18 protein-coding genes are annotated in these 26,280 nt (G+C 46.8%); 14 read left to right on the top strand and 4 right to left on the bottom strand.

Annotated elements, in window-relative coordinates:
- The first annotated feature begins 171 nt into the window (after positions 1–171).
- The 9 genes from Q1Y74_RS03245 to hydF all read left to right on the top strand — a co-directional run bounded on the left by Q1Y74_RS03245 (position 172) and on the right by hydF (position 14,190).
- A complete protein-coding gene (locus tag Q1Y74_RS03245; protein ID WP_300812295.1) occupies positions 172–1,581 on the top strand; it encodes an amidophosphoribosyltransferase in 1,410 nt (469 codons plus the stop codon).
- 107 nt (positions 1,582–1,688) lie between these two features.
- Positions 1,689–2,912 carry a peptidase T gene (pepT, locus tag Q1Y74_RS03240; protein ID WP_300812294.1) on the top strand — a complete coding sequence of 408 codons (1,224 nt, stop codon included), beginning with the start codon at positions 1,689–1,691 and terminating at the stop codon, positions 2,910–2,912.
- A gap of 44 nt (positions 2,913–2,956) precedes the next feature.
- Positions 2,957–4,060 carry a glycine cleavage system aminomethyltransferase GcvT gene (gene gcvT / locus Q1Y74_RS03235; protein ID WP_300812293.1) on the top strand — a complete coding sequence of 368 codons (1,104 nt, stop codon included), beginning with the start codon at positions 2,957–2,959 and terminating at the stop codon, positions 4,058–4,060.
- Positions 4,061–4,535: 475 nt separating this feature from the next.
- Positions 4,536–6,506 (top strand): DUF3857 domain-containing protein, encoded by a 1,971-nt coding sequence (locus Q1Y74_RS03230; RefSeq protein ID WP_300812292.1) that lies wholly within the window; start codon positions 4,536–4,538, stop codon positions 6,504–6,506.
- Positions 6,507–6,508: 2 nt separating this feature from the next.
- Positions 6,509–8,386, top strand: coding sequence for a transglutaminase-like domain-containing protein (locus Q1Y74_RS03225; RefSeq protein ID WP_300812291.1), 1,878 nt, complete (start codon positions 6,509–6,511; stop codon positions 8,384–8,386).
- A 230-nt stretch (positions 8,387–8,616) separates the two neighbouring features.
- On the top strand, positions 8,617–10,092 hold the full coding sequence (locus tag Q1Y74_RS03220) for a monomeric [FeFe] hydrogenase (protein WP_300812289.1): 1,476 nt from the start codon (positions 8,617–8,619) through the stop codon (positions 10,090–10,092).
- Positions 10,089–11,138, top strand: a complete 1,050-nt coding sequence (hydE, locus tag Q1Y74_RS03215; protein WP_300812288.1) for a [FeFe] hydrogenase H-cluster radical SAM maturase HydE — start codon at positions 10,089–10,091, stop codon at positions 11,136–11,138. The genes Q1Y74_RS03220 and hydE overlap by 4 nt, the downstream gene beginning before the upstream one ends.
- A 353-nt stretch (positions 11,139–11,491) precedes the next feature.
- The gene (gene hydG, locus Q1Y74_RS03210) at positions 11,492–12,910 is read left to right on the top strand and encodes a [FeFe] hydrogenase H-cluster radical SAM maturase HydG (RefSeq protein WP_300812287.1); all 1,419 of its coding nucleotides are present in this window, start codon (positions 11,492–11,494) and stop codon (positions 12,908–12,910) included.
- A 98-nt stretch (positions 12,911–13,008) separates the two neighbouring features.
- On the top strand, positions 13,009–14,190 hold the full coding sequence (gene hydF, locus Q1Y74_RS03205) for a [FeFe] hydrogenase H-cluster maturation GTPase HydF (protein ID WP_300812286.1): 1,182 nt from the start codon (positions 13,009–13,011) through the stop codon (positions 14,188–14,190).
- Between the two features lie 605 nt (positions 14,191–14,795).
- Here the strand turns inward: hydF and Q1Y74_RS03200 are convergent.
- Positions 14,796–15,047 carry a type B 50S ribosomal protein L31 gene (locus tag Q1Y74_RS03200; RefSeq protein ID WP_300812284.1) on the bottom strand — a complete coding sequence of 84 codons (252 nt, stop codon included), beginning with the start codon at positions 15,045–15,047 and terminating at the stop codon, positions 14,796–14,798.
- Between the two features lie 186 nt (positions 15,048–15,233).
- Here Q1Y74_RS03200 and Q1Y74_RS03195 point away from each other — a divergent pair, with 186 nt between their 5' ends.
- Together Q1Y74_RS03195 and Q1Y74_RS03190 are read left to right on the top strand one after the other, a co-directional pair.
- A complete protein-coding gene (locus tag Q1Y74_RS03195) occupies positions 15,234–16,241 on the top strand; it encodes an endonuclease/exonuclease/phosphatase family protein (protein WP_300812283.1) in 1,008 nt (335 codons plus the stop codon).
- Positions 16,242–16,444: 203 nt separating this feature from the next.
- Positions 16,445–17,452: a class II fructose-bisphosphate aldolase gene (locus Q1Y74_RS03190; protein ID WP_300812282.1), complete on the top strand. Its 1,008-nt coding sequence runs from the start codon at positions 16,445–16,447 to the stop codon at positions 17,450–17,452.
- Positions 17,453–17,629: 177 nt separating this feature from the next.
- Here the strand turns inward: Q1Y74_RS03190 and Q1Y74_RS03185 are convergent, their stop codons facing one another.
- From Q1Y74_RS03185 to Q1Y74_RS03175, 3 genes are all read right to left on the bottom strand, one after another.
- Positions 17,630–18,961, bottom strand: coding sequence for an MATE family efflux transporter (locus Q1Y74_RS03185; protein WP_300812281.1), 1,332 nt, complete (start codon positions 18,959–18,961; stop codon positions 17,630–17,632).
- Positions 18,962–19,161: 200 nt separating this feature from the next.
- Positions 19,162–21,021: a membrane protein insertase YidC gene (yidC, locus tag Q1Y74_RS03180; RefSeq protein ID WP_300812280.1), complete on the bottom strand. Its 1,860-nt coding sequence runs from the start codon at positions 21,019–21,021 to the stop codon at positions 19,162–19,164.
- 37 nt (positions 21,022–21,058) lie between these two features.
- On the bottom strand, positions 21,059–22,693 hold the full coding sequence (locus Q1Y74_RS03175; protein WP_300812279.1) for a CTP synthase: 1,635 nt from the start codon (positions 22,691–22,693) through the stop codon (positions 21,059–21,061).
- Between the two features lie 414 nt (positions 22,694–23,107).
- Between Q1Y74_RS03175 and Q1Y74_RS03170 the strand changes: the two genes are divergently transcribed.
- From Q1Y74_RS03170 to Q1Y74_RS03160, 3 genes are all read left to right on the top strand, one after another.
- Positions 23,108–24,619 (top strand): DUF3078 domain-containing protein, encoded by a 1,512-nt coding sequence (locus Q1Y74_RS03170; protein ID WP_300812278.1) that lies wholly within the window; start codon positions 23,108–23,110, stop codon positions 24,617–24,619.
- Positions 24,620–24,890: 271 nt separating this feature from the next.
- On the top strand, positions 24,891–25,316 hold the full coding sequence (locus tag Q1Y74_RS03165) for a SoxR reducing system RseC family protein (protein ID WP_300812277.1): 426 nt from the start codon (positions 24,891–24,893) through the stop codon (positions 25,314–25,316).
- A 32-nt stretch (positions 25,317–25,348) separates the two neighbouring features.
- Complete coding sequence (locus tag Q1Y74_RS03160) at positions 25,349–26,272, top strand: Fe-S cluster domain-containing protein (protein ID WP_300812276.1); 924 nt, start codon at positions 25,349–25,351, stop codon at positions 26,270–26,272.
- Positions 26,273–26,280 lie beyond the last annotated feature (8 nt).

Here is a 26,280-nt window from a genome sequence, read left to right as displayed (position 1 = left end):
GCGGGTTTAGGACAAGATAATGAAGAATGAGGAATGAAAAATGAAAAATTTATTCATCATTTACCATTCATAAAAGGTATTGGCTTAACTCCTTAACCAGACCCGATTAATGAATTTGCGAAACTTAAATAATATAACGTATTACATTTACAAAATAAAAGAGAGAAACGTATGGGAGGATTTTTTGGTACAGTCTCAAAAACGGGTTGTGTGACCGACTTGTTTTATGGGACGGACTATAATTCGCATTTAGGTACCAAGCGAGGTGGTATGGCCACGTACAATGAGGAGGAAAAGATGTTTGCCCGCTCTATTCACAACCTGGAAAGCACGTATTTCCGGACGAAGTTTGAAGATGGGTTGGACAAGTTTAAAGGAAATTCGGGCATCGGAATCATTAGTGATACAGATCCGCAACCCATCATTCTAAACTCGCATTTGGGGCGTTTTGCCATTGTGACGGTGGCTAAGATTGCTAATCTTCAGGAACTGGAAGACGATTTGCTTGCCCAGAATATGCACTTTTCTGAATTGAGCTCCGGACAGACCAATCAGACGGAACTGATTGCCTTACTTATCATTCAGGGTAGGACTTTTGTAGAAGGCATTGAGAATGTCTACAAGCGGGTAAAGGGTTCTTGCTCGCTGTTGCTCCTCACCGAGGATGGCATCATCGCTGCGCGTGACAAGTGGGGACGTACTCCCATTGTCATCGGGCGTAAAGAGGGGGCTTATGCTGCCACCAGTGAATCGAGCAGTTTCCCGAATTTGGGCTATGAGATAGACCGCTATCTGGGTCCGGGCGAGATTGTCCGACTGAGGGCCGACAGTGTGGAGCAACTTCGTAAGCCTGAGGAGAAGATGCAAATCTGTTCCTTCTTGTGGGTGTATTATGGATTCCCAACGTCCAGTTATGAAGGCCGTAATGTAGAAGATGTCCGTTTTACCAGCGGACTGAAAATGGCGCAGACCGATACGTCGGAAGTGGATTGCGCTTGTGGCATTCCAGACTCGGGCGTGGGAATGGCATTGGGATATGCGGAAGGTAAGGGAGTGCCTTATCATCGGGCCATTGCCAAATACACGCCTACGTGGCCACGCAGTTTTACCCCCAGCCGGCAGGAGATGCGCAATCTGGTTGCCAAAATGAAGCTCATTCCCAACCGTTCGATGCTTGAAGGCAAACGTCTGCTGTTTTGCGACGACTCCATTGTGCGCGGCACTCAGCTTCGCGATAATGTGAAGGTGCTTTACGAGTATGGCGTCAAGGAGGTGCATATCCGGATAGCCTGTCCTCCGCTCATCTATTCCTGTCCTTTCATCGGCTTCACCGCTTCCAAGAGTCCGCTGGAACTGGTTACACGTCGCATCATCAAGGAACTGGAAGGCGACGAGAACAAGAACCTTGAGAAATATGCGTCAACGGGTTCGCCCGAATATAACCGTATGGTGGAAATCATGCGTGAACGCTTTGGTTTTACTTCTTTGCGTTTCAATACACTGGAAACACTGGTCGAGGCCATCGGATTGCCTAAGTGCAAGATTTGTACGCACTGTTTTGACGGAAGCAGCTGTTTCTGATTGACAATTCGTTAGACTGTATACGAAAAAAGGGACGTGGATTGCTTGGCAATTCACGCCCCTTTTTTTATCTTTACGGGCCAAAGAACCAAACTAATATTAAGTATATGACTTTAGTAGAGCGCTTTTTTAAGTATGTAAGTTTCGATACACAATCGAGCGAGGAGTCAGGTGTAACCCCCAGCACACCGGGCCAGATGGTTTTTGCCCGCTATCTGAAGGATGAACTCGAAAGCCTGGGCCTGGAGGAAATTTCGTTGGACGACAACGGTTATCTGTTTGCCACTTTGCCTGCCAATGTTGATAAACCCCTGCCCACCATTGGCTTCATTGCCCACATGGACACCAGTCCTGACATGAGTGGCAAGCATGTATCTCCACGCATCGTGCAGGGCTATGACGGAGGCGAGATTGTACTGTGTGCCGACGAGAACATAGTCTTGTCACCTGTACAGTTCCCCGAGTTGCTTGACCACAAAGGCGAGGACCTGATTGTGACCGATGGCAAGACTCTGTTGGGTGCCGATGACAAGGCTGGTATTGCCGAAATTGTTTCGGCCATCGTCTACTTGCAGCAGCATCCTGAGATTAAGCATGGCAAGATACGCATCGGCTTTAATCCCGACGAGGAAATCGGCTTGGGAGCGCACAAGTTCGATGTGGAGAAGTTCGGTTGCGACTGGGCTTATACCATGGACGGCGGTGAAGTCGGAGAATTGGAGTTTGAGAACTTCAATGCGGCTTCGGCCAAAATAATCTTCAAAGGACGCAATGTGCACCCGGGCTATGCCAAGAACAAGATGGTTAACTCCATTCGTATTGCCAATCGTTTCATTGCTCTGTTGCCCGAAAGTGAATCACCCGAGCATACGGATGGTTACGAAGGTTTCTTCCATCTGATAGGTATCCAGGGTGAAGTGGAGCAGACAACGGTATCTTATATTATCCGCGATCACGACCGTGCCCGTTTTGAGCAGCGCAAGCAACGCATGGAGCGTCTGACGGCTTTTATCAATGCCGAATATGGCGAAGGTACAGCCACGATTGAAGTGCGTGACCAATATTATAATATGAGGGAGAAAATCGAGCCTGTGATGCATGTCATAGACATTGCTTTCGAAGCCATGAAGGCTGCTGGGGTGGAACCTCATGTAAAGGCTATCCGTGGTGGAACGGACGGCGCGCAACTTTCTTTCAAAGGATTGCCTTGTCCCAATATTTTTGCTGGAGGCCTTAATTTCCACGGGCGTTTTGAGTTTGTCCCCATCCAGAGCATGGAGAAGGCTATGAATGTCGTTGTGAAGATTGCAGAAATCGTGGGACAAGCATAGTCTTTGAGCGATAATACAGAATAACTTTAATCCAATTACAAGAAATGAAAACAACACCGTTTACCGAAAAACACATCTCGCTGGGTGCCAAGATGCACGAGTTTGCGGGATATAACATGCCGATTGAATATTCGGGCATCATCGACGAACATCTCACCGTATGCCAGGGCGTAGGCGTCTTTGATGTCTCTCACATGGGCGAATTTTGGGTGAAGGGTCCTCATGCGCTTGCTTTCCTGCAGAAGGTCACTTCCAACAATGTGGCTGCGCTGACTCCTGTTACGGCCGATGCTCCCGGAAAGGTGCAATACAGCTGTTTCCCCAACGAAGATGGCGGCATTGTAGATGACCTGTTGGTCTATCAATACGAGCCTGAGAAATACCTGCTGGTAGTGAACGCTTCCAATATAGAAAAGGACTGGAACTGGTGCGTCAGTCACAACACTGTGGGTGCCGAACTGGAAAATGCATCCGACCGTATGGCGCAACTGGCCGTACAAGGTCCCAAAGCCATTCTTGCCTTACAGAAACTTACTTCCATTGACTTATCCACTATTCCTTATTATCATTTCACGCATGGTGAATTTGCAGGAGTAAAGGATGTCATCATTTCAAATACCGGCTATACAGGAGCAGGAGGCTTTGAACTCTATTTCTACCCCGAAGATGCCATGAAAATATGGGATGCTGTTTTTGAGGCTGGAGCTGAGTTTGGCATTAAGCCTATCGGACTGGGAGCCCGTGACACCCTGCGTTTGGAAATGGGTTTCTGTCTTTATGGCAATGACCTGGACGATACGACTTCGCCTATTGAGGCCGGCTTGGGATGGATTACCAAATTCGTAGATGGCAAGGACTTTACCAACCGTGCCATGCTGGAGCGTCAGAAGCTGGAAGGTACTACACGCAAACTGGTAGGCTTTGAGATGGTAGAGCGTGGCATCCCTCGTCACGGCTACGCCCTGTTTGGTACCGATGGAGCTGAAATAGGTACAGTAACATCAGGTACCATGTCTCCTACTCGTAAAATCGGTATCGGGATGGGTTATGTGAAGCCTGAATATAGTAAACCGGGCACTGAAATCTGTATTGACATGCGTGGTCGTAAGTTGAAAGCTGTTGTAGTGCGTCCGCCTTTCCGCAAATAATGCAAGGCTTTTCAATGGAAGTATGTTTCCATTAATCAGCATTAACCCCTGTAAATTTTGCAATGGCGAGATTTGCAGGGGTGATGGGAAAGATGGATGTTCCTTCCTGCAAGTTTCGGTTTTACCGAATTGAAAATCGGCGAAGCCAGGACTTAAAAGGAGTTATCGCCCGTCTTGGACGGGCTTAGGAGTTAAAAGCCAATAGAAAAACAAACAGCTCACAATGTATTGGCTTAACTCCTTAACTGATTAACTACCAGGGAAATATTAAATCCGAAACTTAAGTTCCTTCTTTCTGAGTTGAGAATAAAACATGATATTAGAGTGAGTCGCCGGATATACGAGTGCATATTCTGCTTTGAAAACCTTATTTGTTCCATTTAAAGCCAATAAAATTATGAAAAACATTTGCAGCACATTACTCTTATGGTTTATAGTCGGATGTCTCTGTTCAACTTATGCCATTGAACCGAATATGAAATATGGCAAACCTTCTAAAGAAGAAGTTGCGATGGAAATCTATGAAAATGACACGACAGCTTCTGCTGTTTATCTGATTAAGGAAGGAACAAGTTATTTTACTTATAAAGGAAAGTTTCAGTTGACAACCGAGTATTGGGTGCGCGTTAAGATTCTGAAATCGGAGGGAATGGAATATGCCGATGTGAGTATTCCTTATTATGCACCGGATGAACGTGATAAAGAGCAGGACATTATTTTAGATTTGAAGGGAAGTTCTTACAATTGGGAAAAAGGCAAAATTGTAAAATCTTCATTGAAGAAAAATCTGGTTTCAGACGAACGTATCAGTTCTTTTTATAAGGTACGCAAATTTTCTCTTCCGAATGTCCGGAAAGGTACGGTTATAGAATACAGTTATACAATAACTTCTGACTATTTTTCGCATATTGAAAATTGGATGATGCAGGAGGAAATTCCTGTGGTGTATAATCGGTATATGGTGACTATTCCGAATGTTTTGATTTTTAATATCGAATATGGAGGGAAAAATTTGATTCAGGTAGAACGTGAAAGTTCTGTCATCAATGCTGTCAGCACGGTTGAAAGTGGGCCAAGTAAGGTGGCAAGCAATTTTAGAATTCCCGCTGAGCAATATATTTTTACAGCACACGAGTTACCGGCCTTGCGTCAGGATGAACCTTTCTGCTGGTGTCCTGAGGACTATAGAATTCAATTGAGTTTTGATTTGCAAGGAACAAATTTCCCGGGTGAAGGTTATAAGCCTTATAGTAAGAACTGGGCGGACGTGGATAAGGTATTGCTCGATAGTGAGCATCAGGGATTTGGAAGATGGTTGCGTTTGACCACTCCTTTTGTGGTGGAGTCTCAAAATGCAATTGAAAAGTTGAAGCAGGAATATGGTGAGACTCCTCCTTTTGAGGAAAAAGTTAAAGCCGCTTTCGAATTATTGAAGAGTCAGTTGGCGTGGAATGGAAATTATGGTTTCTATTGCGATAATATAGATAAGGTAGTTAAGCAAAAAAGTGGAACTAACGCGGATTTGAATTTTATCTTTATCAGCATTCTCAAAGGCTTTGGCCTGAAAGCTTATCCTGTTGCTCTCAGCCGGCGTTCTTTGGGAAAACTTCCTGTCAGCTTCCCTACTTTTCAGAAGTTTAATTCATTTGTAGTGGCTGTCTATAATCCAGAGAAGAACGATTTTATTTATTTGGATAGTTCGATGCCCCTTCTTACGTTCAACGTACTTCCAAGTGAGCTCGCAGTAGACAAAGGACGTTTGCTGGCTATGAATGTCCCTGAAGAAAAAAGGTGGGTCAATCTTATGCAAATCTCCAATAATTTATTGGCTATTCGAGTTCAAGCTTCTATCTTGGATGGAAAGTTGAAAGGGCATAGGCAAGTAACCATGTTGGGACAATATGGTTTGGAATACCGCAGCAAAAAACAACGTGGGGAAATGTTGCCTTGTTTGACTGGCGAAGATTTTGTGTTCAGTAATGTTCAGGTAACGGAACCCGAGAACCATTTCGGTGGAGCTTTGCAGGAAGAAGCTGATTTTGAGAAGATTTTGGAGCAGGCAGGCGATATGTTGTATGTCAATCCTATGATATTCAAGCAATTGGTGGAATCGCCTTTTGTTCAGACTAAACGTGTGTTGCCTGTTGAATTTGACTATCCGTACCAAGTGAATCTGACGTGTGAATTAGAACTTCCTGAAGGGTATCAGGTTGAGGAAATGCCCCAAGGCAGTAAAGTGAAAACCGAAGACAATCAGTTGCTGTTCAATTATTGGATTAGTCGCGAGGACAGGACTGTATATCTGAAATACGAATTTCAAGTAAAAGCACATAAGTTACCAGCTGAATACTATGCTCAGTTGCAGGAAATATGGAATAGAGCCGTGGAGAAGAATGGTGCTCTCATTGTTCTGAAGAAGCAGTTGCAACCGGAAATCGTGAAGTAAAGATGCGCTGGATTGTTTTTGCATACGTTTGTTGTATTGGTTGGGGCGGATTGTTCAACCTTTCGGCTCAAGGGAACCTGCATTCGATGGTGCTTGAAGCCCGGACTGAGGTGGAATGTACCTCTGCGACGCAATATGTTTCGAAAAATTCATTGATTATCACGGTGTTCGACCGTATGGGTGAGCAGGATGCGGCATTCGTATGTTTTTGTGACAAATATGTTTCTTTGAATAATTTTTCGGGCGAAATTTTAGATTTAAAAGGTAATCGGGTAAGGAAAATCCGAAAATCGGATTTGCAGGTTTCTGAGTATTCCTCATCGCTCTTGACTGATGATTATCGGTATTATTTTATTTGCAATTATCCTTCCTTTCCCTATACAGTCAAATATGAGTGGGAAGAGAAGTGCCGTAATGGAGTCATCGGTTTTCCCACATTTATGCCTCAGACTTCTTTTAACCAGTTGGTCAAAAAGGCTTTCTACTCAATAAAGCTTCCTGTGAGCCAATCGTGCAGATATTATGCTAAGAATTTGGATAACAGAAATGTGGATATACGGGATGAAGTGACAGCGGATGGGAAGCAGCAGATTCAGGTCATTGCGACTGATTTGCCGCCTTTGAATAAGGAACCTTTGTCCCCTTCTTGGAGCGATTTGTTGCCGATGGTCTATTTTGCCCCTTCGGCTTTTGAATTTGACAAGGTGAAAGGAAACTTGGACACATGGAGGAACTACGGATTATGGTTGTACCAGTTGCAGACTGACCGTGATGTGTTGGACGAATCCGTGAAACAGCGTTTACATGAATTAGTGTCAGGCTGTAATACGGAACGGGAGAAAGTGAAAGCCGTTTACGATTTCCTGGCTGCTACAACTCGCTATGTCAGTATCCAGTTGGGAATAGGTGGTTTGCAACCTGCAGCAGCTGCCGAGGTCTCTCAGTTGGGTTTTGGTGATTGTAAAGGCCTGACGAACTACATGCGTGCCATGTTGAAAGAATTGGGCATTCCGTCCACCTATGCAGTTGTCAGTACAGAAAGAGCCAGATTGATTCCTGATTTTTCCAGTGCCAATCAGATGAATCATGTCGTTTTGCAGGTACCTCTTCCCAACGATACCTTGTGGTTGGAGTGTACAAATCCTCAATTGCCCTTTGGATATGTTCATCGTTCCATAGCCGGACATGATGCCTTGTTGGTTGAATCGTCTGGTGGGCGGTTGTGTAGAATCCCCGATTATCCCGATTCTTTAAACAGACAGATTGTTTGTGCGAAAATCCGGATACTTCCAGCGGGCGATGCTGTTATTCGGGTGCGCGAAGGAGCCTGGTTAGGGCAGTATGAAGAGAATGCCGCAATTGCTTCGATGAATCCTGACCGACAGGAACAGTTGATACGTTCACGAGTGGGGCTTTCGCGGGTTCAGGTTACGGATTGGCATGTGGAAGAACAGAAAAAGGCATTTCCGTCTTTGAAGCTTACTTACGAATTGAATGTGGGAAAGTATGGTAGTAAGACGGGTAATCGTTTGTTTGTACCAGTCAACGTGTTCAGGGATGTACCGGATTTCTCGCTTCGTCATGAACGGACTCAGCCCATTTATGTTGAACAAGGGTATATGGATGCAGATACCTTGTATATCTCTTTCCCTGATGAATATGAGATGGAATTTGTTCCTTCATCTACGTCACTTAGTAGTCAGTTTGGCGAATTCTCTTCACAAGTCAGTGCTGAGCATAATGAATTGAGAGTGATTCATCGATTGGTTGTTCACAAAGGCTTTTATCCTTCGGATGTGTATGCAGATTTTCTTCGTTTTTGGAAACATGTGACTGAACAATATAAAAGCAAGTTCGTTTTGCTGAAGAAACCACTCTGATGCAGATGTGCTGCGGTTCATAGAATTTTCAGTATGCTTTCCATGGGTGTGAAGACAAGGATAGAGGACAAAAGAAGATAATCGAATGACCCTGTTAAGTAACATGACGGGATTGTTCCTGCTTTTTATTTCCTTTTTTTCTTTTGGTTAAAAAATCCGTATTCGTTATCTTTGTGCACTGATTCTAACTAATTCATGTTTCGTGAACGAAACTTAACTAACTATAATTTATGGCTTTTACCAATAACGTAATGATTGTGCGCCACAAATTGTTGGCGAAACTTGTTGACTTGTGGAACCAGAATGAGCTGGTAGGTGAAATAGACCGTCTGCCCATTGAATTAAGCCCGCGACGCGGACGTCCGTTGGGGCGGTGCTGTATACACAAGGAAAGGGCAGTTTATAAGTATAAAATGCTGCCACTTCTAGGCTTTGATATGGAGGATGAGACGGATGAATTGACACCGCTTTCCGATTATGCCCGTCGGGTAGTGGAGCAGAAACGGGCACTGAAGGAGAACATTCTTTGTGTCATTGATGAGGCTTGCTCTTCCTGTGTACAGGTTAATTACGAGGTTTCCAACCTGTGTCGTGGATGTGTGGCACGCAGCTGTTACATGAATTGTCCCAAGGATGCTATCCGTTTCAAGAAGAATGGGCAGGCCATGATTGACCACGACACCTGCATTAGTTGCGGCAAATGTCATCAAAATTGTCCTTATCATGCTATTGTCTATATACCTGTGCCTTGCGAGGAGGCATGTCCGGTGAAAGCCATCAGTAAAAATGCAGACAATATTGAACACATAGACGAGTCCAAGTGCATATATTGCGGCAAGTGTCTGAATGCTTGCCCCTTTGGTGCCATTTTTGAAATTTCGCAGGTGTTCGATGTGTTGGGCGAGATACGCAATGGCAGCAAGGTGGTAGCTATTCCTGCACCTTCTGTTTTGGGACAATTCAATTCTACCATTGAAGAAGTGTACGGCGCATTGAAGAAAGTGGGCTTTGCCGATGTCATTGAGGTGGCGCAGGGAGCCATGGATACCGTGAGTCACGAGGCTGCGGAATTGAAGGAGAAACTCGAGGAAGGACAGGCATTCATGACTACTTCCTGTTGTCCGTCTTACATAGAAATGGTGGAGAAGCATGTGCCCGAAATGAGAAAATATGTATCTACTACAGGCTCGCCCATGTATTATGCTGCTCGCATTGCCAAGAAGCAGCATCCTGATGCTAAGATTGTTTTTATCGGCCCGTGTGTTGCTAAACGCAAGGAAGCTCGTCGGGACGAATGCGTAGATTATGTGATGACTTTTGAGGAACTGGCTTCTGTGTTTGCTGGCTTCCATATTGAGTTGAAGGAGACTCCTGCATATAGTGTCAGCTATACTTCTGTGCGTGAAGCGCATGGATTTGCACAAGCTGGTGGTGTGGCTGGTGCCATCAAGGCCTATTTGGGTAAGGAGGCTGACAGCATACCGATGATTCAGGTGTCCGACCTCAATAAAAAGAATATCGGTTTATTGCGCGCGGCGGCCAAGACGGGTAAGGTACAAGCTAAGTTTATTGAAGTGATGGCCTGCGAAGGCGGTTGCATCTCCGGGCCCAGTGCGCACAACGATTTTATGTCGGGTCGTCGTCAGCTTAATCAGGAGCTGCTCAAACGGCGCGAGACCTACGAGAACTTGCATAAGGAGGAATGATGCCGTGGGAAGAATGGGTAGAGCAGTTGCGCCGTGATCGTACCTTGTTGCCCGACAGACTGGCGCTGCTGGTGGAAACGGATGATGCCGAATTGGAAACTTTGTTGGCCAATGCGGCGCGTTCGGTCGCCCGTCTTCATTTTGGGAACGGTGTATATGTGCGAGGACTGATAGAAGTCAGCAACTATTGCCGCAATGGATGCTACTATTGCGGCATCCGTTCTGCCAATCGTGGGCTACAACGTTACCGTTTGAATAAAGTGCAAATCCTGGAGTGTTGCCGGATTGGTTACAGTCTGGGTTTCCGTACATTTGTTTTGCAGGGTGGGGAAGATCCGCTTCAGACGGATGATTTTGTGGAAGAAGTGGTGTCGGCCATTCACACCATCTGGCCCGATTGTGCCATCACTCTTTCATTGGGTGAGAAATCGCGCGAGTCCTATGAGCGCTTCTTTCGGGCAGGTGCCAGCCGTTATCTGTTGCGTCACGAAACGTATGATTCGGCTCACTACCGTAGCCTGCATCCTCCAGGCATGTCGCGCGACAATCGTCTGCGCTGTCTGGATGACTTGAAGAGCATTGGCTATCAGACGGGTACCGGCATTATGGTCGGTTCTCCGGGGCAGACTGTAAACCACCTGGTGGATGACTTGCTTTTCATCCAACGTTTCCGTCCGCAGATGATTGGTATTGGTCCTTTCCTACCGCATCATGCCACTCCCTTTGCTCATGAACCGGCAGGAAACTTGCGGCAAACACTCCGCCTGCTCTCCATTCTACGCCTCATGCACCCGTTGGCATTGATACCATCTACGACAGCCTTGGCAACCCTGTCACCCGAGGGACGTACACGGGGCATTTTGGCAGGTGCCAACGTCGTGATGCCCAATCTTTCCCCGTCGTCACTTCGCAGCAACTATGCGCTTTATGATGACAAAGCCTGCTTGGGTGCCGAATCGGCCGAAGGCATAGCTCAGTTACAAAGCCAACTCGAGTCTATCGGTTATAGAATTGATTGGGGAAGAGGAGATTTCGGAGATGTATAATGGGGAGTCGGGAGACTGAGGTGTTTATTCTTGCAGCTGACCGACTTTTCAACTTATAAAATCATAAACTTGCAGGAGTTAGAGGAGTTAGAAGGAAGCCCCCTCCAACTCACCCCGAAGGGGGAGAGGTCTCACCAGGGTGGGCTTAGAAGTTAAAGTCAATAGACAAGATAATGAAAAAACGGAGAAATGAAGAATGAGGAATGAAGAATGAAGAATTTATTCATCACTTACCATTTACCATTTATCATTTATCATTAACCATTAACCATTTACCATTCATAAAAGGTGTTGGCTTAACTTCTTGACTACAACCCGTTAATAAACTTGCGAAACTTAAATTAAAACCACTTATGTACAACGTAAAATCATCTTTGGCCGGAGAATTCATCTGTCACGAAGAAATACTGGATACCTTGTCTTATGCAGAGGCCCACAAGAACGATACGGCACTGATTCGGTTGCTGATAGAAAAGGCACGTGCCTGCAAAGGACTTAGCCACCGCGAGGCTGCCGTACTGCTGGAGTGCGAGCAGCCCGATTTGTTGGAAGAAATTTTCTCCCTGGCCAAGGACATCAAACAACGGTTCTACGGCAACCGCATTGTGATGTTTGCTCCCCTCTATCTGTCCAATTATTGTGTGAATGGATGTGTTTATTGCCCCTACCATTTAAAAAATAAGACTATCACCCGTAAGAAACTGACACAGGATGAGATACGCCGTGAGGTTATTGCCCTGCAGGACATGGGACATAAACGCTTGGCACTGGAAGCCGGCGAAGATCCGTTGCACAATCCCCTGGAGTATATTTTAGAGTCTATACAGACTATTTATAGTATCCGTCACAAGAACGGGGCAATCCGGCGGGTAAACGTCAACATTGCTGCTACCACAGTGGAGGATTACCGTCGCCTGAAAGAGGCCGGTATTGGCACCTACATTCTTTTTCAGGAAACTTATCACAAGGAGAACTACGAGAAGCTCCATCCGCGCGGACCCAAGAGTAACTATGCCTATCATACGGAGGCTATGGACAGGGCTATGCAGGGCGGCATTGATGATGTGGGCTTGGGAGTCTTGTTTGGTTTGAATACCTATCGTTATGATTTCGTAGGCCTGCTGATGCATGCCGAGCATCTGGAGGCTGCGTTCGGTGTGGGACCGCATACTATCAGTGTGCCCCGCATCTGTTCGGCTGATGACATTGATGCATCTACTTTTGAAAATGCTATATCCGATGAAATATTCCGTAAAATTGTAGCGGTTATCCGTGTCAGTGTGCCTTATACGGGTATGATAGTATCTACCCGAGAGTCACAAAGTTCCCGTGCGCAGGTTCTTGAATTGGGCGTTTCGCAGATTAGTGGTGGTTCGCGGACCAGTGTCGGTGGCTATGTCACGCCCGAAGTGCCTGAGAATAACTCGGCGCAGTTTGATGTGAGCGATACGCGCACATTGGACGAGGTGGTGAATTGGCTGTTGCGCTTGGGCTACATTCCCAGTTTCTGTACGGCCTGTTACCGCGCTGGACGTACGGGCGACCGTTTCATGTCATTGCTCAAATCGGGGCAGATTGCCAACTGTTGCTCGCCCAATGCCCTGATTACCTTGCAGGAATATCTTCAGGATTATGCCTCTCCGGAGACCCGCGAACTGGGCAAGCAGATGATAGAGCGGGAGTTGCAGCACGTGCCTAGTGAGCCGATACGAAACCGTACGTCCGAATATTTGAAAAGGATTACAGAAGGTGAACGCGATTTCAGATTTTGATTATATTTTTTAGTTGAGGGGAGAGGATTGTTTTTGTGTGATTGGTGGTTTTGTAGATATAAAACTTTCTCCTCTTTATTCCCGATATTGATTTTAGAATGAATAATACTCCACGTTCCAATCGTTTGCATATTGCTATTTATGGAAAGCGAAATAGCGGTAAGTCTTCGTTGCTTAATGCTTTGACCGGCCAGCAGGCTGCACTTGTGTCTGGCATACCCGGCTCTACTACCGATCCTGTTTATCAGTCGATGGAGTTGCATGGTGTGGGACCTTGTGTTTTCATTGATACTGCCGGATTTGATGATGAAGGAGAATTGGGAGCTTTGCGCATGGATAAGACTCTGAAAACGGTAGATAAGACTGATGTAGCAATCCTTGTATGTACAGATACTGAGCTTGTGGTTGAGTTACATTGGCTGAAGATTTTTCAGGAGAAAAACATACCTGTTATCATTGTGCTCAATAAGGCTGATTTGCTCAACCAACCTCAGGAGGCAGTGGAGCGTGTGAGGTGTGCTTGTGGCAAGAGCCCATTTGTAGTAAGTGCTGTCAGTGGGGAAGGGATTGATTGCGTACTTCAGGAATTGGTAAGACTGGCGGCAGATGTGATGCAGCCAACTATCGTGTCTCATTTGGTCGCTGAAGGTGATTTGGTATTGCTTGTGATGCCTCAAGATATCCAGGCTCCAAAAGGACGTTTGATTTTACCTCAGGTGCAGACTTTGCGTGAGTTGCTTGACGGGCATTGCTCGGTGATGTGTTGTACTACAAATCAGTTCGCTTCAACTCTTCGTCTATTAGTGAAACCTCCTCGCCTGATTGTGACTGATTCTCAGGTCTTTCATGATGTTTATTCACAGAAACCTGCCGAGAGTCTGCTTACTTCCTTTTCTGTACTGTTTGCCCGCCAGAAAGGGGATATTGGTTATTATGTGGAGAGTGCCTCTGCCATAGAACGATTGACGGAGCAGTCTCATGTCTTGATTGCCGAAGCTTGTACTCATGCTCCCTTATCAGAGGATATAGGACGTGTCAAGATACCACGTTTGTTGCGTAAACGGATTGGTGAAGGGCTGCGAATAGACATGGTTTCTGGTGCCGATTTTCCCGACGATCTCTCGGCTTTCGATTTTGTCATTCATTGTGGGGGCTGCATGTTTAATCGTCGGCATGTCCTAAGCCGCATTGAATCTGCCAAACGGCAACATGTTCCGATGAGCAATTATGGGATAGTTATTGCTTGGCTGAATGGCATTTTAGATAAAGTGGTGTATTGATACAGTATGTGTTCAATTGAAGAACATTTTCATAGGTAGGCATTGTTAACGGACACTGATTGGCGGTTAAAGATGCTTACAATGTATGAGACTTTGGGCGGATTTGTGTATGTGTTTGAATCTCAGTTGTTTATACTGTTTATCCTCCTTCTTTTCATATTTTTATCCGGATAGTAGGCGACCTTCGCATTGATGGTAGGTAACCTTCGTTCCTACAGTAGGCAACTTTGGGTACGAAGCTCTCCAAACTTCATTGTTGAGTATTCATTTATTTTGTCAAAGAACCTTTGCTTTAGACGGTGTACATAGTTTTCAAGGGCTTGGCATTCGTTCTTTTTTCTCAAATTTCTCCAGTTAAGGTACCAGTTGATTCTGGCGTGGTGAGGTATCTTTTGATTGGTTGATTTTTGCAAATTAAGGGGGCACAGATTCTTCTTTAGACTAAGGTTGGTGGGTTTAATCTTTTGTATATAAACAAATGTACTGAGCTGTATTCTGAATAATACTTCAAAGAGTGGTTGCCCCTTTTAGGAGGGGATATATGCAAAAAAGGCTGTACCATTAGGTTGGAACAGCCTTTTTTCTTCTACAATTGGGATGTAGGATTATTTCTTGCGGTTTCCGTAGCGGCTCATGAACTTATCAACGCGGCCTGCAGTATCAACCAACTTGGACTTGCCTGTGTAGAACGGGTGTGAAGAACTGGAGATTTCCAGTTTTACCAACGGATAAGTTTCGCCTTCGAATTCGATAGTCTCTTTTGTGCTGACTGTGGAGCGAGACAGGAACATGTCACCGTTTGACATATCTTTGAATACTACCGGACGGTAATTTTCGGGATGAATACCTTTTTTCATTTCGATATCGTTTTTAATTTTTTATTTCGGTTACTATTGCTGGTAACAAATAGTGGTGTAATGGTCATTAAACTTTTCAGCGTGCAAAGATAGCGCTATTTATTTGAAATGGAAAAAAAGTTTGGCCAAAAAATAGTTTTATCTCATTTTATTTCTTTTTTTTGCAGGCAAATAATCTGTATAATTATGAAAAAACTTTTGTTCTTAGGACTTTTTTGTTTCTGTGTATTCAGTCTTTGGGCACAGGACGTAGAGCGTAGGCTGTATAGTGTGGCATTTTACAATTTGGAGAATCTGTTCGACACCATCCACGATGCCGGCAAGAACGATTACGATTTTTTGCCAGGGGGCAGTTATAAATGGACATCTGAAAAGTATGAGGCTAAGTTGAAGAATATTGCCCGAGTGCTGGGTGAGTTGTCTCGTGAACGTGTGCCGCAGGGACCCGCTTTTATCGGAGTGGCTGAAGTGGAGAATGATCGTGTACTGAATGATTTGTTGAAACAGCCTGCTGTTTCGCAATACAAATATATTCACTATGAAGGTCCAGACAAGCGAGGTATTGACTGCGCTTTGCTCTACGACCCGAACCAGTACGAGGTAACTCGTTCCAAATTGGTACTTTCACAACCTTATCAGGGCGACACAACGCACCTGACACGAGGCTTTCTGATTGTGGATGGCCGGATGGCAGGCGAGCGCGTGTGTGTCATTGTCAACCATTGGCCTTCACGTGGAGCCGAATCACCGGTGCGTGTACATGCCGCCCGTCAGGTAAAGGCGTTGGCCGATTCGTTGAGACGTGAGGATAAAAAGCTGAAACTGATAGTAATGGGTGATATGAACGATGACCCGATGGACGAAAGTATGAAGACATTGGGGGCTCGTAAATACAGGAAGGATGTGAAGAAAACCGAGTACTACAATCCTTGGTGGGAGACGTTGGAAGACAAGGGAATCGGTACGTTGCTCTATCGTGGCAAATGGAACTTGTTTGATCAGATTGTCTTGTCAAAGCCTTTGCTGAAAAAACGAAAGGAATTACGCTTCGATGACAATCAAGTTTTCCTACGTGACTACCTTATCCAACAGGATGGCAAGTATAAGGGCTCTCCTTTACGTACACACGGAGGACGCACGTGGCTGAATGGGTACAGTGACCATCTGCCCACTATCATTTACTTGAGAAAATAGATTGTGTTGCAAAGAAAGGAGTATTTTCCAGACTTGTAACATGGACATTACAATCCTTTGTTAAAACTCTTCAAACAGTTGGAAAATGATTGCTTTTCCTTTGTTCGGAGAGTTTTTTTATTTGTATTGTCGACCGCTATTTGAAAGAGAATGCTTACTTTTGCATAGAATTATTGATTCACTAACAATAAACTTTAAACAAAATGGTTAATTACAAAGATTTGGGCCTTGTGAACACCAGAGATATGTTCGCTCGTGCCATTAAAGGCGGTTATGCTATCCCGGCTTTCAACTTCAACAATATGGAGCAATTGCAGGCCATTGTAAAGGCTGCCGTTGAAACGAAGTCACCGGTTATCCTGCAGGTTTCCAAAGGCGCACGCAACTATGCCAACCAGACTTTGTTGCGCTATATGGCTGAAGGTGCTGTTGAATATGCCAAGGAATTGGGTTGCGCACATCCTGAAATCGTGCTTCACCTGGATCATGGTGACAGCTTCGAACTCTGCAAGTCTTGCATCGACATGGGCTTCTCTTCTGTAATGATCGACGGTTCTCACCTGCCTTATGAGGAAAACGTAGCTTTGACCAAGAAGGTTGTTGACTACGCTCATCAGTTCGACGTAACTGTAGAAGGCGAGCTGGGTGTGTTGGCCGGTGTAGAAGATGAAGTTTCTGCTGAACACCACACTTATACAGATCCCGAAGAAGTAATCGACTTTGCTACCCGTACAGGTTGCGACAGCTTGGCTATCTCTATCGGTACTTCTCACGGTGCATACAAGTTCAAGCCCGAACAATGCCACGTTGACCCGAAGACTGGTCGTCTGGTTCCTCCTCCTTTGGCATTCGAAGTACTCGACGCTGTGATGGAGAAACTGCCGGGATTCCCCATCGTACTGCACGGATCTTCTTCAGTTCCTCAGGAAGAAGTTGATACTATCAACAAATATGGTGGCAAGCTGGAAGCTGCTATCGGTATCCCCGAAGACGAATTGCGTAAGGCTGCCAAGTCTGCAGTTTGCAAAATTAACATCGACTCAGACTCTCGTCTGGCTATGACAGCTGCTGTTCGTAAGGTCTTCGCTGAGAAACCTGCTGAATTCGATCCGCGCAAGTATCTGGGTCCGGCTCGTGACAATATGGAGAAGATGTACAAGCACAAAATCATCAATGTGCTGGGTTCTGACGGCAAATTGGCTCAACAGTAATCATCCTACTCTTTATATGAAAGCTGCTCTGCAAGTGCGGAGCAGCTTTTTTTATGTTCATAGGTGAAAAGGTCTTGTTCTAAAAAAGGGGGGGGGGAAGTTGGTAGCTTTGATTGCAGAAAAGTGAAGTGAACGCTTCTCTGTTTATGGTGTCGAAGGGTAGTTGTATGCAAAATATCAGATTCTTTTTTGAATCCAGTTTCCCCTGTTCAGATAGTGGTGGCAGAAGAGGAGGATGAAGGTGGCGTAGACGACTTCGGATGTCCAGCAGAGGGCTACGTCGAGGCGCAGATATAGGATGATGAGGGTGATGTAGGCCACGTAGATGACCAATACGGCCATTTCCAGGCAGAGGGCGGTGCGGGTGTTGCCCGTGCCGGAGACGGCCTGGAAGTAGACGTTGGCAGGCACCAGCACCAGGTAGGTGGAGCACATTACCCACAGGGAAGGTACCGAGGCCTGGCGCAGGGCGTCGATGTCGGTATAGATGCCCAGTACGAGGTTGGGGAAGAGGCAGAAAAGCAGGGCCAGCGGAAGAACCAGAAGGTAGGCCAGACGAATGTGCTGGCGGATGGTCGGCTGTACGCTGTCAGCATGGCCGGCACCGATGAGGTTGCTCACCAGTGACCCGCAGGTGGAGGCAAAGGCCATCATTACCATGAACAGGATGCCGCTGACACTGCGGATGATGTTGGTTACGGCCAGTGAGCGCTCGCCCAGGTGTTCGATGTAGAGGAAGAACAGGAACCAGGTGGAGAGCGAAAGGAAGTTCTGCAGCATGGTCCAGAAGGATACATCGAGCATGCGGCGCAGCACCGGCCACTGGAAGCGGGGGATGCGGTCGAGGCCGTACTTGCAACAGTCGATGCGGCAGCGCGTATAGATGATGAAGAACACCAGCGATACCAGTTCGGCCAGCGACGAGCCGATGGCGGCGCCGGCTATGCCCAGTGCAGGCAGTCCCAGTTTGCCGAAGATGAGGATGTAGTTGAACACCACATTGCTCAGCACCATGACAATGGAATTCAGCGTGAGCGTCTTGGTCTGCACAGTGCCCAGGAAGAAGGCACGGAAGATGACGGCGCTGAACGAGAAGAAGGCCCCGAATACCCGCCAGTGCAGGTAGGCGGTGGCGGCCTCGTAAATCTGCGGCGAGGCGATGATGCGCTTCAGCAGGAGGGGGGAGAAGCAGTAGGAGAGAAGGAACAGCACGGCTGCCAGGCCGGTCTGGAAGTAGATGCCCTGATAGAACAGGGGGCCTATCTCGCGGTACTGCTGTTCGCCGTTGCGGCGGGCAATGAGTATCTGCGCTCCGATGCTGAACCCGAAGGCCACCATGAAGATGACCATATAGAACACGCCTGCAATGGCCGATGCACCCAGTTCCACCTCGCCCACACGGCCCAGGAAGGCGGTGTCGGTCATTCCGATCAGCTGTTCCATAATCAGGCTGATGAGGATGGGGTAGGCTATGAGCCATATCTGCTTGTTGGTGTAAGGGGTCTGCATGGATGTATGTATATTAATGTTTACAGATGCGAGGGGTGGCAGGCTCTCTATAGGACTGAGACAGCCTCAGGATATAGGTGAGGCTACCTCGGGATATAGGTATGGGTACCTCAGGATACAGGTGAGGCCGGCTATTGCCATTTGCTTGATAGCCAAACAATTGCAAAACCGGCCTCGCTGTATGAAAAACTTTTACGCTATCAGTGCCTCTGCTGTTGCTGCTGGCGTTGTCTCATCAGCTCTTCCTGCTGCTTCTGCATGGCCTCCAATCGGGCTGCGAATCCCGTTTTCTTCATCTTTTTCGGGTCTTTCTTGTTGGCTTCCAGTTGGGCCAGCAAGGCTTCCTCGTTGGTCATCTTGCGCATGATAATCATGGTGGCCACACTGATGAGGGTAGACAGGAAGTAGTAGTAGTTCAGTCCCGAGGGATAGTCGTTCAGGATGAACAGGAACATGACGGGCATCAGGTATGACATCCACTTCATGGCGGCCATTTGCGGATTGGCTCCGGTATCCTGCTGTTGCATCATGTACTTCGTATTGAGGATGTTGGTCACTGTCATCAGAAGGCAGAACAGGCTGAGGTGGCTTCCCAGGAACGGTATGTGGAACGGGAAGGTGATGAAGGCGTCGTAAGTGGAGAGGTCATCGGCCCACAGGAAACTCTGCTGGCGCAGCTCGATGGCACTCGGCACGAAGAGGAAGAGAGCCATCAGGATGGGGAACTGGATGAGCATGGGCAGGCAGCCTCCCATGGGGCTGACTCCGTACTGGCTGTAAAGTCCCATGATTTCCTGCTGCTTCTTCATGGCATCTTCCTGCTTGGGATACTTCTTGTTGATTTCGTCGATTTTCGGCTTGAGCACGCGCATCTTGGCGGAGGACATGTAGGTCTTCCATGTGGCGGGGAATACCACTATCTTGACAATGAGCGTCATGAACAGCAGCACCATGCCCATGCTGAGTCCCCAGCTGGAAAGCCAGTCGAAGATGTTGATGGTGAACCACTTGTTGACCCAGCGTAGCAGGGGCCAGCCCAAGTAAACCAGACGGTTGAGTTCCCACTTGTCGTCGCGTCCCTTGTCCAGGGCGGTCAGCGTCTTGTAATGGTTGGGACCGAAGTAGAAGTACATCTGTGTCGGGGTCTTGCCTGTGGGGTCAAAGGCTGTGCTCATCTGGGCGGAATAATCCTTGATGTATCCGCTGCCCTGCGGCTCCATCTTGGAAGCCAGTTTGGCGTTCTCAAAGTTGGCGTCGGCCAGGAATACGGAGGAGAAGAACTGGTTCTTGAAAGCTATCCAGTCCAGTTTCTCGGCCACATCCTCCTTGTCGTCCTTGGAGGCGGAGAGATAGTCCGTATCGTCGCCTGCAATCTTGTAGGTCAGTTCGGCCAGCCGGTTCTCGTAGGTATATCCTTTTTCTATCTGGCGGGCACGCTGTGACCATTCGATGTCCACGCTGTTTTTGGTCGAGGCCAGCTTGCCTTCCATGTTGACCGCCTGGATGGTGAAGTCCACCAGATAGGTGTCGGGGTGCATGGTGTAGGTGAAGTCGATGTAGCTGGCACTGTCGGCAGCCAGGCGCATGGTGACGCAGGTATCGGTCTGGTTGACAGGCGTGAAGTAATAGTCATCGGACTGGATGATTTCCTTCTTGTTGTAGAACAGGAAGTTCATGGAGGCATCCTCTCCGTCGAACAGGGTGACGGGAGTCTGCTTGTCCTGTCCCATGTATTCCTTCAGGGTGGCGGATGCGATTCTGCCTCCCTTGGTGTCCACAACGATTTCGGCCAGGTTGTTCTGAATGGTGATTCCCTTGTTCTCGCCCTTGAGCGCGTTGAAGAAAAGGGCGGTGGAGTCCGTTGCCTGCATTTCTTTCTCGTTGGCCAGGGCAGCTTCTGCCTTGGCTTTCAGTTCAGCTTCGCGCTGCTGTACCTGGGCGATGGAGTCGTAATAGTGTTGCTGGGCTGCCAACTGCTCTTTGCTGGGACGGCTCAGAAAGCTGAAGCCCACCAGCAGGATGGCAATCAGGACCAGTCCGGTAATGGTATTTTTATCCATTGGGTTCTTTACTGTTGTTTGTTATATAAATAAGGTGTCAGTCTGCTTGGTTTTCTTTATTCTCGTTCTTATATTCGATGGCTGCCTTCACAAAGCTGAGGAACAGCGGATGGGGTTTCAATACCGTACTGCTGTATTCAGGATGGAATTGTGTGCCGACATACCAGCGGAGGTCGGGGATTTCTACGATTTCCACCAGGTCAGATTCGGGGTTGATGCCCGTGCACTTCATTCCGGCTGCTTCGTATTCCTCTTTGTACTGGTTGTTGAACTCGTAACGGTGACGGTGGCGTTCTTGAATATGTTCGCTGCCGTAGGCTTCATAGGCTTTGCTGCCCGGCTTTAGGACACACTCGTAGGCGCCCAGACGCATGGTACCGCCCATGTTGGTGATGGATTTCTGTTCCTCCATGATGTCGATGACGTTGTGGGGTGTCTTCTCGTTCATTTCGCGAGAGTTGGCATCGGCATATCCCAATACATTGCGGGCAAACTCGATGGCCATGCACTGCATGCCCAGACAGATGCCGAAAGTGGGAATGTTGTGGGTGCGGGCATAACGGATGGCGACAAACTTGCCAGGGATGCCTCTCTCACCGAATCCGGGGCCAATGAGTACGCCTGACATGCCTTTCAGGGCTTCGGCAATATTATCGTCGGTCAGCTTTTCGCTGTTCACGAAGTCTACGGACACTTTGCAGTCATTGTAGGTACCGGCCTGCGAAAGGGCTTCGCGGATGGACTTGTAGGCATCCTGTAAATCATACTTGCCCACCAAGGCTATGTGGATGGGTTCGGTCTTCTCTGCCTTGTGGCGGTGTTCCAAGAAGCTGCGCCACGGACCGAGACCCGGAGTGTCGCCAACGGGAAGCCCCATCTTCTTTAAAATTGTTTCGTCCAACTTTTGCGCCTGCATCAGGATAGGCACTTCGTAGATGGTCGGAGCATCGATGCTCTGCACGACGGCTTCTTCGTCCACGTTGCAGAAGAGTGCTACTTTTTTGCGGAGGCCTGTGCTCAGTTCATGTTCTGTGCGAAGCACAAGGATGTCTGGCTGGATTCCGGCACTTTGCAGTTCCTTGACAGAGTGTTGTGTCGGTTTGGTTTTCAGCTCGCCGGCAGCAGCCAGATAGGGTACATAAGTAAGGTGTACGCAGAGTGCGTCTTTGCCCAATTCCCACTTCAGCTGGCGGATACTTTCCAGATAGGGCAATGACTCGATGTCACCTACGGTACCGCCTATTTCGGTAATGACGAAGTCAAATTTGTATTTGTTGCCCAGTAGCTTCACGTTCCGTTTGATTTCGTCCGTGATGTGAGGGATAATCTGGATGGTCTTGCCCAGATAGTCGCCACGGCGTTCCTTGTCGATGACGCTCTTGTAGATGCGTCCCGTGGTGATGTTGTTGGCTTTCGTTGTCTGAATGCCTAGGAAGCGTTCGTAGTGGCCCAGGTCGAGGTCAGCTTCGTGTCCGTCTATTGTCACGTAGCATTCACCGTGTTCGTAGGGGTTGAGGGTACCCGGGTCGATGTTGATGTACGGGTCAAACTTTTGGATAGTAACTTTATAACCTCTTGCTTGCAGCAATTTTCCGATGGAGGATGAGATGATGCCTTTTCCCAATGAAGAAGCAACGCCACCGGTGACGAAAATATACTTTGTTTCTCCCACAGCTTTACTGTTTTAATGATTTTATTCTCAATTTTAAAGCGCAAAATTATGAAAAAAATGAGGAAGTACATAAGGTTTGGTTAAAACAAATGTAAAAATCTCATGTTTGGCAGGATTATAGTGGGCTTGTAGGCAAGAGCTGGTGGAAGATACAAGAGATAATCTGGGAGAATGGATTTGAAATCATAGTTCTGTGATTCTAAAATATCGAAATATGGTGTGAACCCTTATTGTGGCATTTAATTATTTTCGCTTGTCCGATGTGCATTGTTAAATATCGTCTTATTGTATAAAGAGGCTTCTCCCCTTGTGTCGTTGGCTGTATTCCATAGCTTTCCTCATTTATTTTCCTTACGGGTTGTTTCCTAATTAAAAATGACGTATTTTTGCCTTCGAATCATGGTTATGAAGTGTATGAAGAATAGACATTTTGTTTTGTGGATAATGAGCCTTGTTTTCTCTTCGTCAGCTATGGCGCTGAATGTAGTACCCGATAGCAACGGCCTTCGGGATACGATAATTGTGGCGCGGGAGGCAAGGAGTGAGTCGAGTATTGTGAATGAACAAGATACAGTTCAGGCAGATACTTTACCGGATATACTGAAAGAGCGTTGGATATTTAAATTGAAAATGCAGGATACTTTGCTTTGTACGCAAGACACAATTATATTTAAAGTGGATACGGTTTCCGTTCTTTATGAGAAATATTTTGGGATATTGGATTATCTGAATAATCCGACTACTCCGGAAAGATATATTGCATCAAATCCTGATTATTATAGGTTGTTTGTGCCTTTTACTTATTATACAGCTCCTTTGAAGCGAATTTCCAAGTTACGATGGGCTTTTCATCCAATGGACACATTGGTTTCTCCTGTAAGTGAAATGCTGCCTTACGACACCTTGGCTTTTACTTCCAAAAAACGTTCTGATGAAGTGGTGGATCGAGCTCTGTTGCAGGCGTACGTGGATTGTCCGGATCTTGTGGTGAGTACAGAAAGAGAAATTAACGAAGGTCGTGCATTCAAGGATAACATCGTGAAGGAGGCATCGTCCAGACCAAGCATTGTCCGCCTGTTTGTGCAGGAAAACATGGTGAGGGTAAAGGAAGATGCCGAGGTGATTATTCATAAGCCTAACTGGTGGGTGACAGGCGGTAACGGCTCTTTGCAGTTTACTCAGAACCACTTCTCTGACAACTGGTATAAAGGGGGCGAAAGTACGCATTCAGTGCTTGCCTATCTGAAATTTTATGCCAACTATAATGACCGTGAAAAGGTCCAGTGGGAAAATCTGGTGGAAGCAAAATTAGGGTTCATATCGGCTCCTTCCGATGAGTTTCATAATTATCTGGTGAACAACGACCAATTGCGCTTGTACAGCAAAATGGGTATACAGGCGGTTGCAAAGTGGTATTATACTATTTCAACTGAATTCAAAACCCAGTTCTGTCCGGCCTATCCCGCCAATAGCGAAGACTTGAAAGCGGCTTTTTTTGCGCCTGCCGATTGGGCTACCAGTATCGGTATGGACTACAAACTGTCCAAAAATAAGGTGACACTCTCTGTCTTTCTGGCTCCGTTGTCTTACAGCTTGCGCTATGTGGGCAACAGCAAAGTCAGCGAAACCAGTTATGGATTGGATGAGGGGAAAAGTGTGAAGCATAGTTTTGGTTCGCAGGTGCAGTCCAATGTGGCGTGGACCATTATTCCGTCTGTCACATTGAATTCTCGTTTGGACTATCTGACCAGTTATGATTGGGTTCGTATCGAATGGGAAAGTACAGTCAATTTTGTGTTGAACCGCTATTTGTCTGCCAAGCTGTATGTGTGGGCACGTTATGATGACAGTGCCATGCCGACGGTAGGTGATAGTTATTTCCAGGTAAACGAGACGTTTGGTTTCGGACTTAATTATACGTGGTAGTCTTGCTTTTATAGTGGGGCCTGTCGGTAATACCACTTGCAGATTGTTCACCTTTTATTGTTAAGGTCCCTCTTTGGAATCCGGATTATTCTTTACGGTTCTGAAGAGGGACTTTTTTTATATTCGTAGCAGTATGTGTGTTCATTATGTGTGCCACAAGTATCTAAAACGGGAAAAAAGCGTTATCGCACACAGAAAAAAGCTTCCAAAACCCTTGCAGTTCATAAATTATGCGTAAATTTGCCACGATTTGTAATGCACACTTTGCAAAATGGCGAATACTATAAAACATCAAGGTATTGTGGAAAACATAAACGGTTCTCATCTTCAAGTGAGAATTGTCCAAACTTCGGCATGTGCGGCATGCAGCATCAAGGGGCATTGCACTTCTGCCGACGTCAAGGAGAAATTAGTTGACGTGACAGACGCTGATGCCGCTTCTTATCAGATAGGTGAACGAGTCTGGGTGGTGGGTGAGTTGTCCATGGGAGCCTCTGCAGTGGCCTTTGCCTTTATTTTCCCTTTTCTTATTTTAGTAATTTCCCTTTTTGTTTTTATGGCACTTTGTAACGACGAGCTGATTTCTGCGTTGGCTTCGTTAGTGTTGCTTGTGCCCTATTACGGTGGCCTGTGGTTAAACAGGGCTCGTTTGGGAAAGAAATTCTCTTTTTCAGTGCGTTCAATGGAAGATAACTAACTAATAATAAATAATCAATAAACAACTAATTTATGAATGTAATTCTGATTGCAGTGATTTCGTTGGGAGTGATAGCGCTGGTTTCGGCGGCTATACTTTACGTCGCTTCCAAGAAATTCGCAGTGTATGAAGATCCGCGGATTGCCCAGGTTTCGGCTGTGTTGCCACAGGCAAATTGCGGTGGATGTGGTTACCCCGGTTGTAGTGGATTTGCAGACGCATGCGTGAAGGCCGGTTCGCTGGATGGCAAGCTTTGTCCGGTGGGCGGACAGCCGGTTATGGCAAAGGTGGCCGAAATCTTAGGATTGGATGCAACCGCTTCCGAGCCTATGGTTGCGGTGGTGAGATGCAACGGTACGTGTGCTAACCGTCCTCGAATCAATCAATATGACGGTGCCAAGAGTTGTGCCATCGCTTCTTCTCTGTATGGTGGAGAAACGGGCTGTAGTTATGGATGTCTGGGATGCGGCGACTGTGTGGCAGCTTGCCAGTTCGGTGCTATCCACATGAACCCGGAGACGGGTCTTCCCGAGGTTGATGAAGCCAAGTGTACGGCCTGCGGTGCTTGTGCCAAAGCTTGTCCGAGAAACATTATCGAAATACGTCCGCAAGGCAAGAAGTCACGTCGTGTTTACGTGCAGTGCGTGAACAAGGATAAGGGCGCTGTGGCCCGCAAGGCTTGTACGGTTGCCTGCATCGGTTGTGGAAAGTGTGTCAAAGTATGTCCGTTTGAAGCCATTACGCTGGAGAACAACCTGGCATACATTGATTACAATAAATGTAAGTCGTGTCGTAAGTGTGAAGAGGCTTGTCCGCAACATACAATTATTGCATTGAACTTCCCTCCGCGTAAGCCGAAGGCAGAAGAAACAACAGCTCCTAAGGCGGAAACGGCTCCGAAGGTGGTTGCCGCCCCGGTTGAGGAAAAAGCGGAGAAGGCTTCTGAGAACAAATAATGATTGCA

This window comes from uncultured Bacteroides sp. (genome assembly GCF_949298305.1).
GTDB lineage: Bacteria > Bacteroidota > Bacteroidia > Bacteroidales > Bacteroidaceae > Bacteroides.
This window is presented reverse-complemented; position numbering and strand designations above follow the sequence as displayed.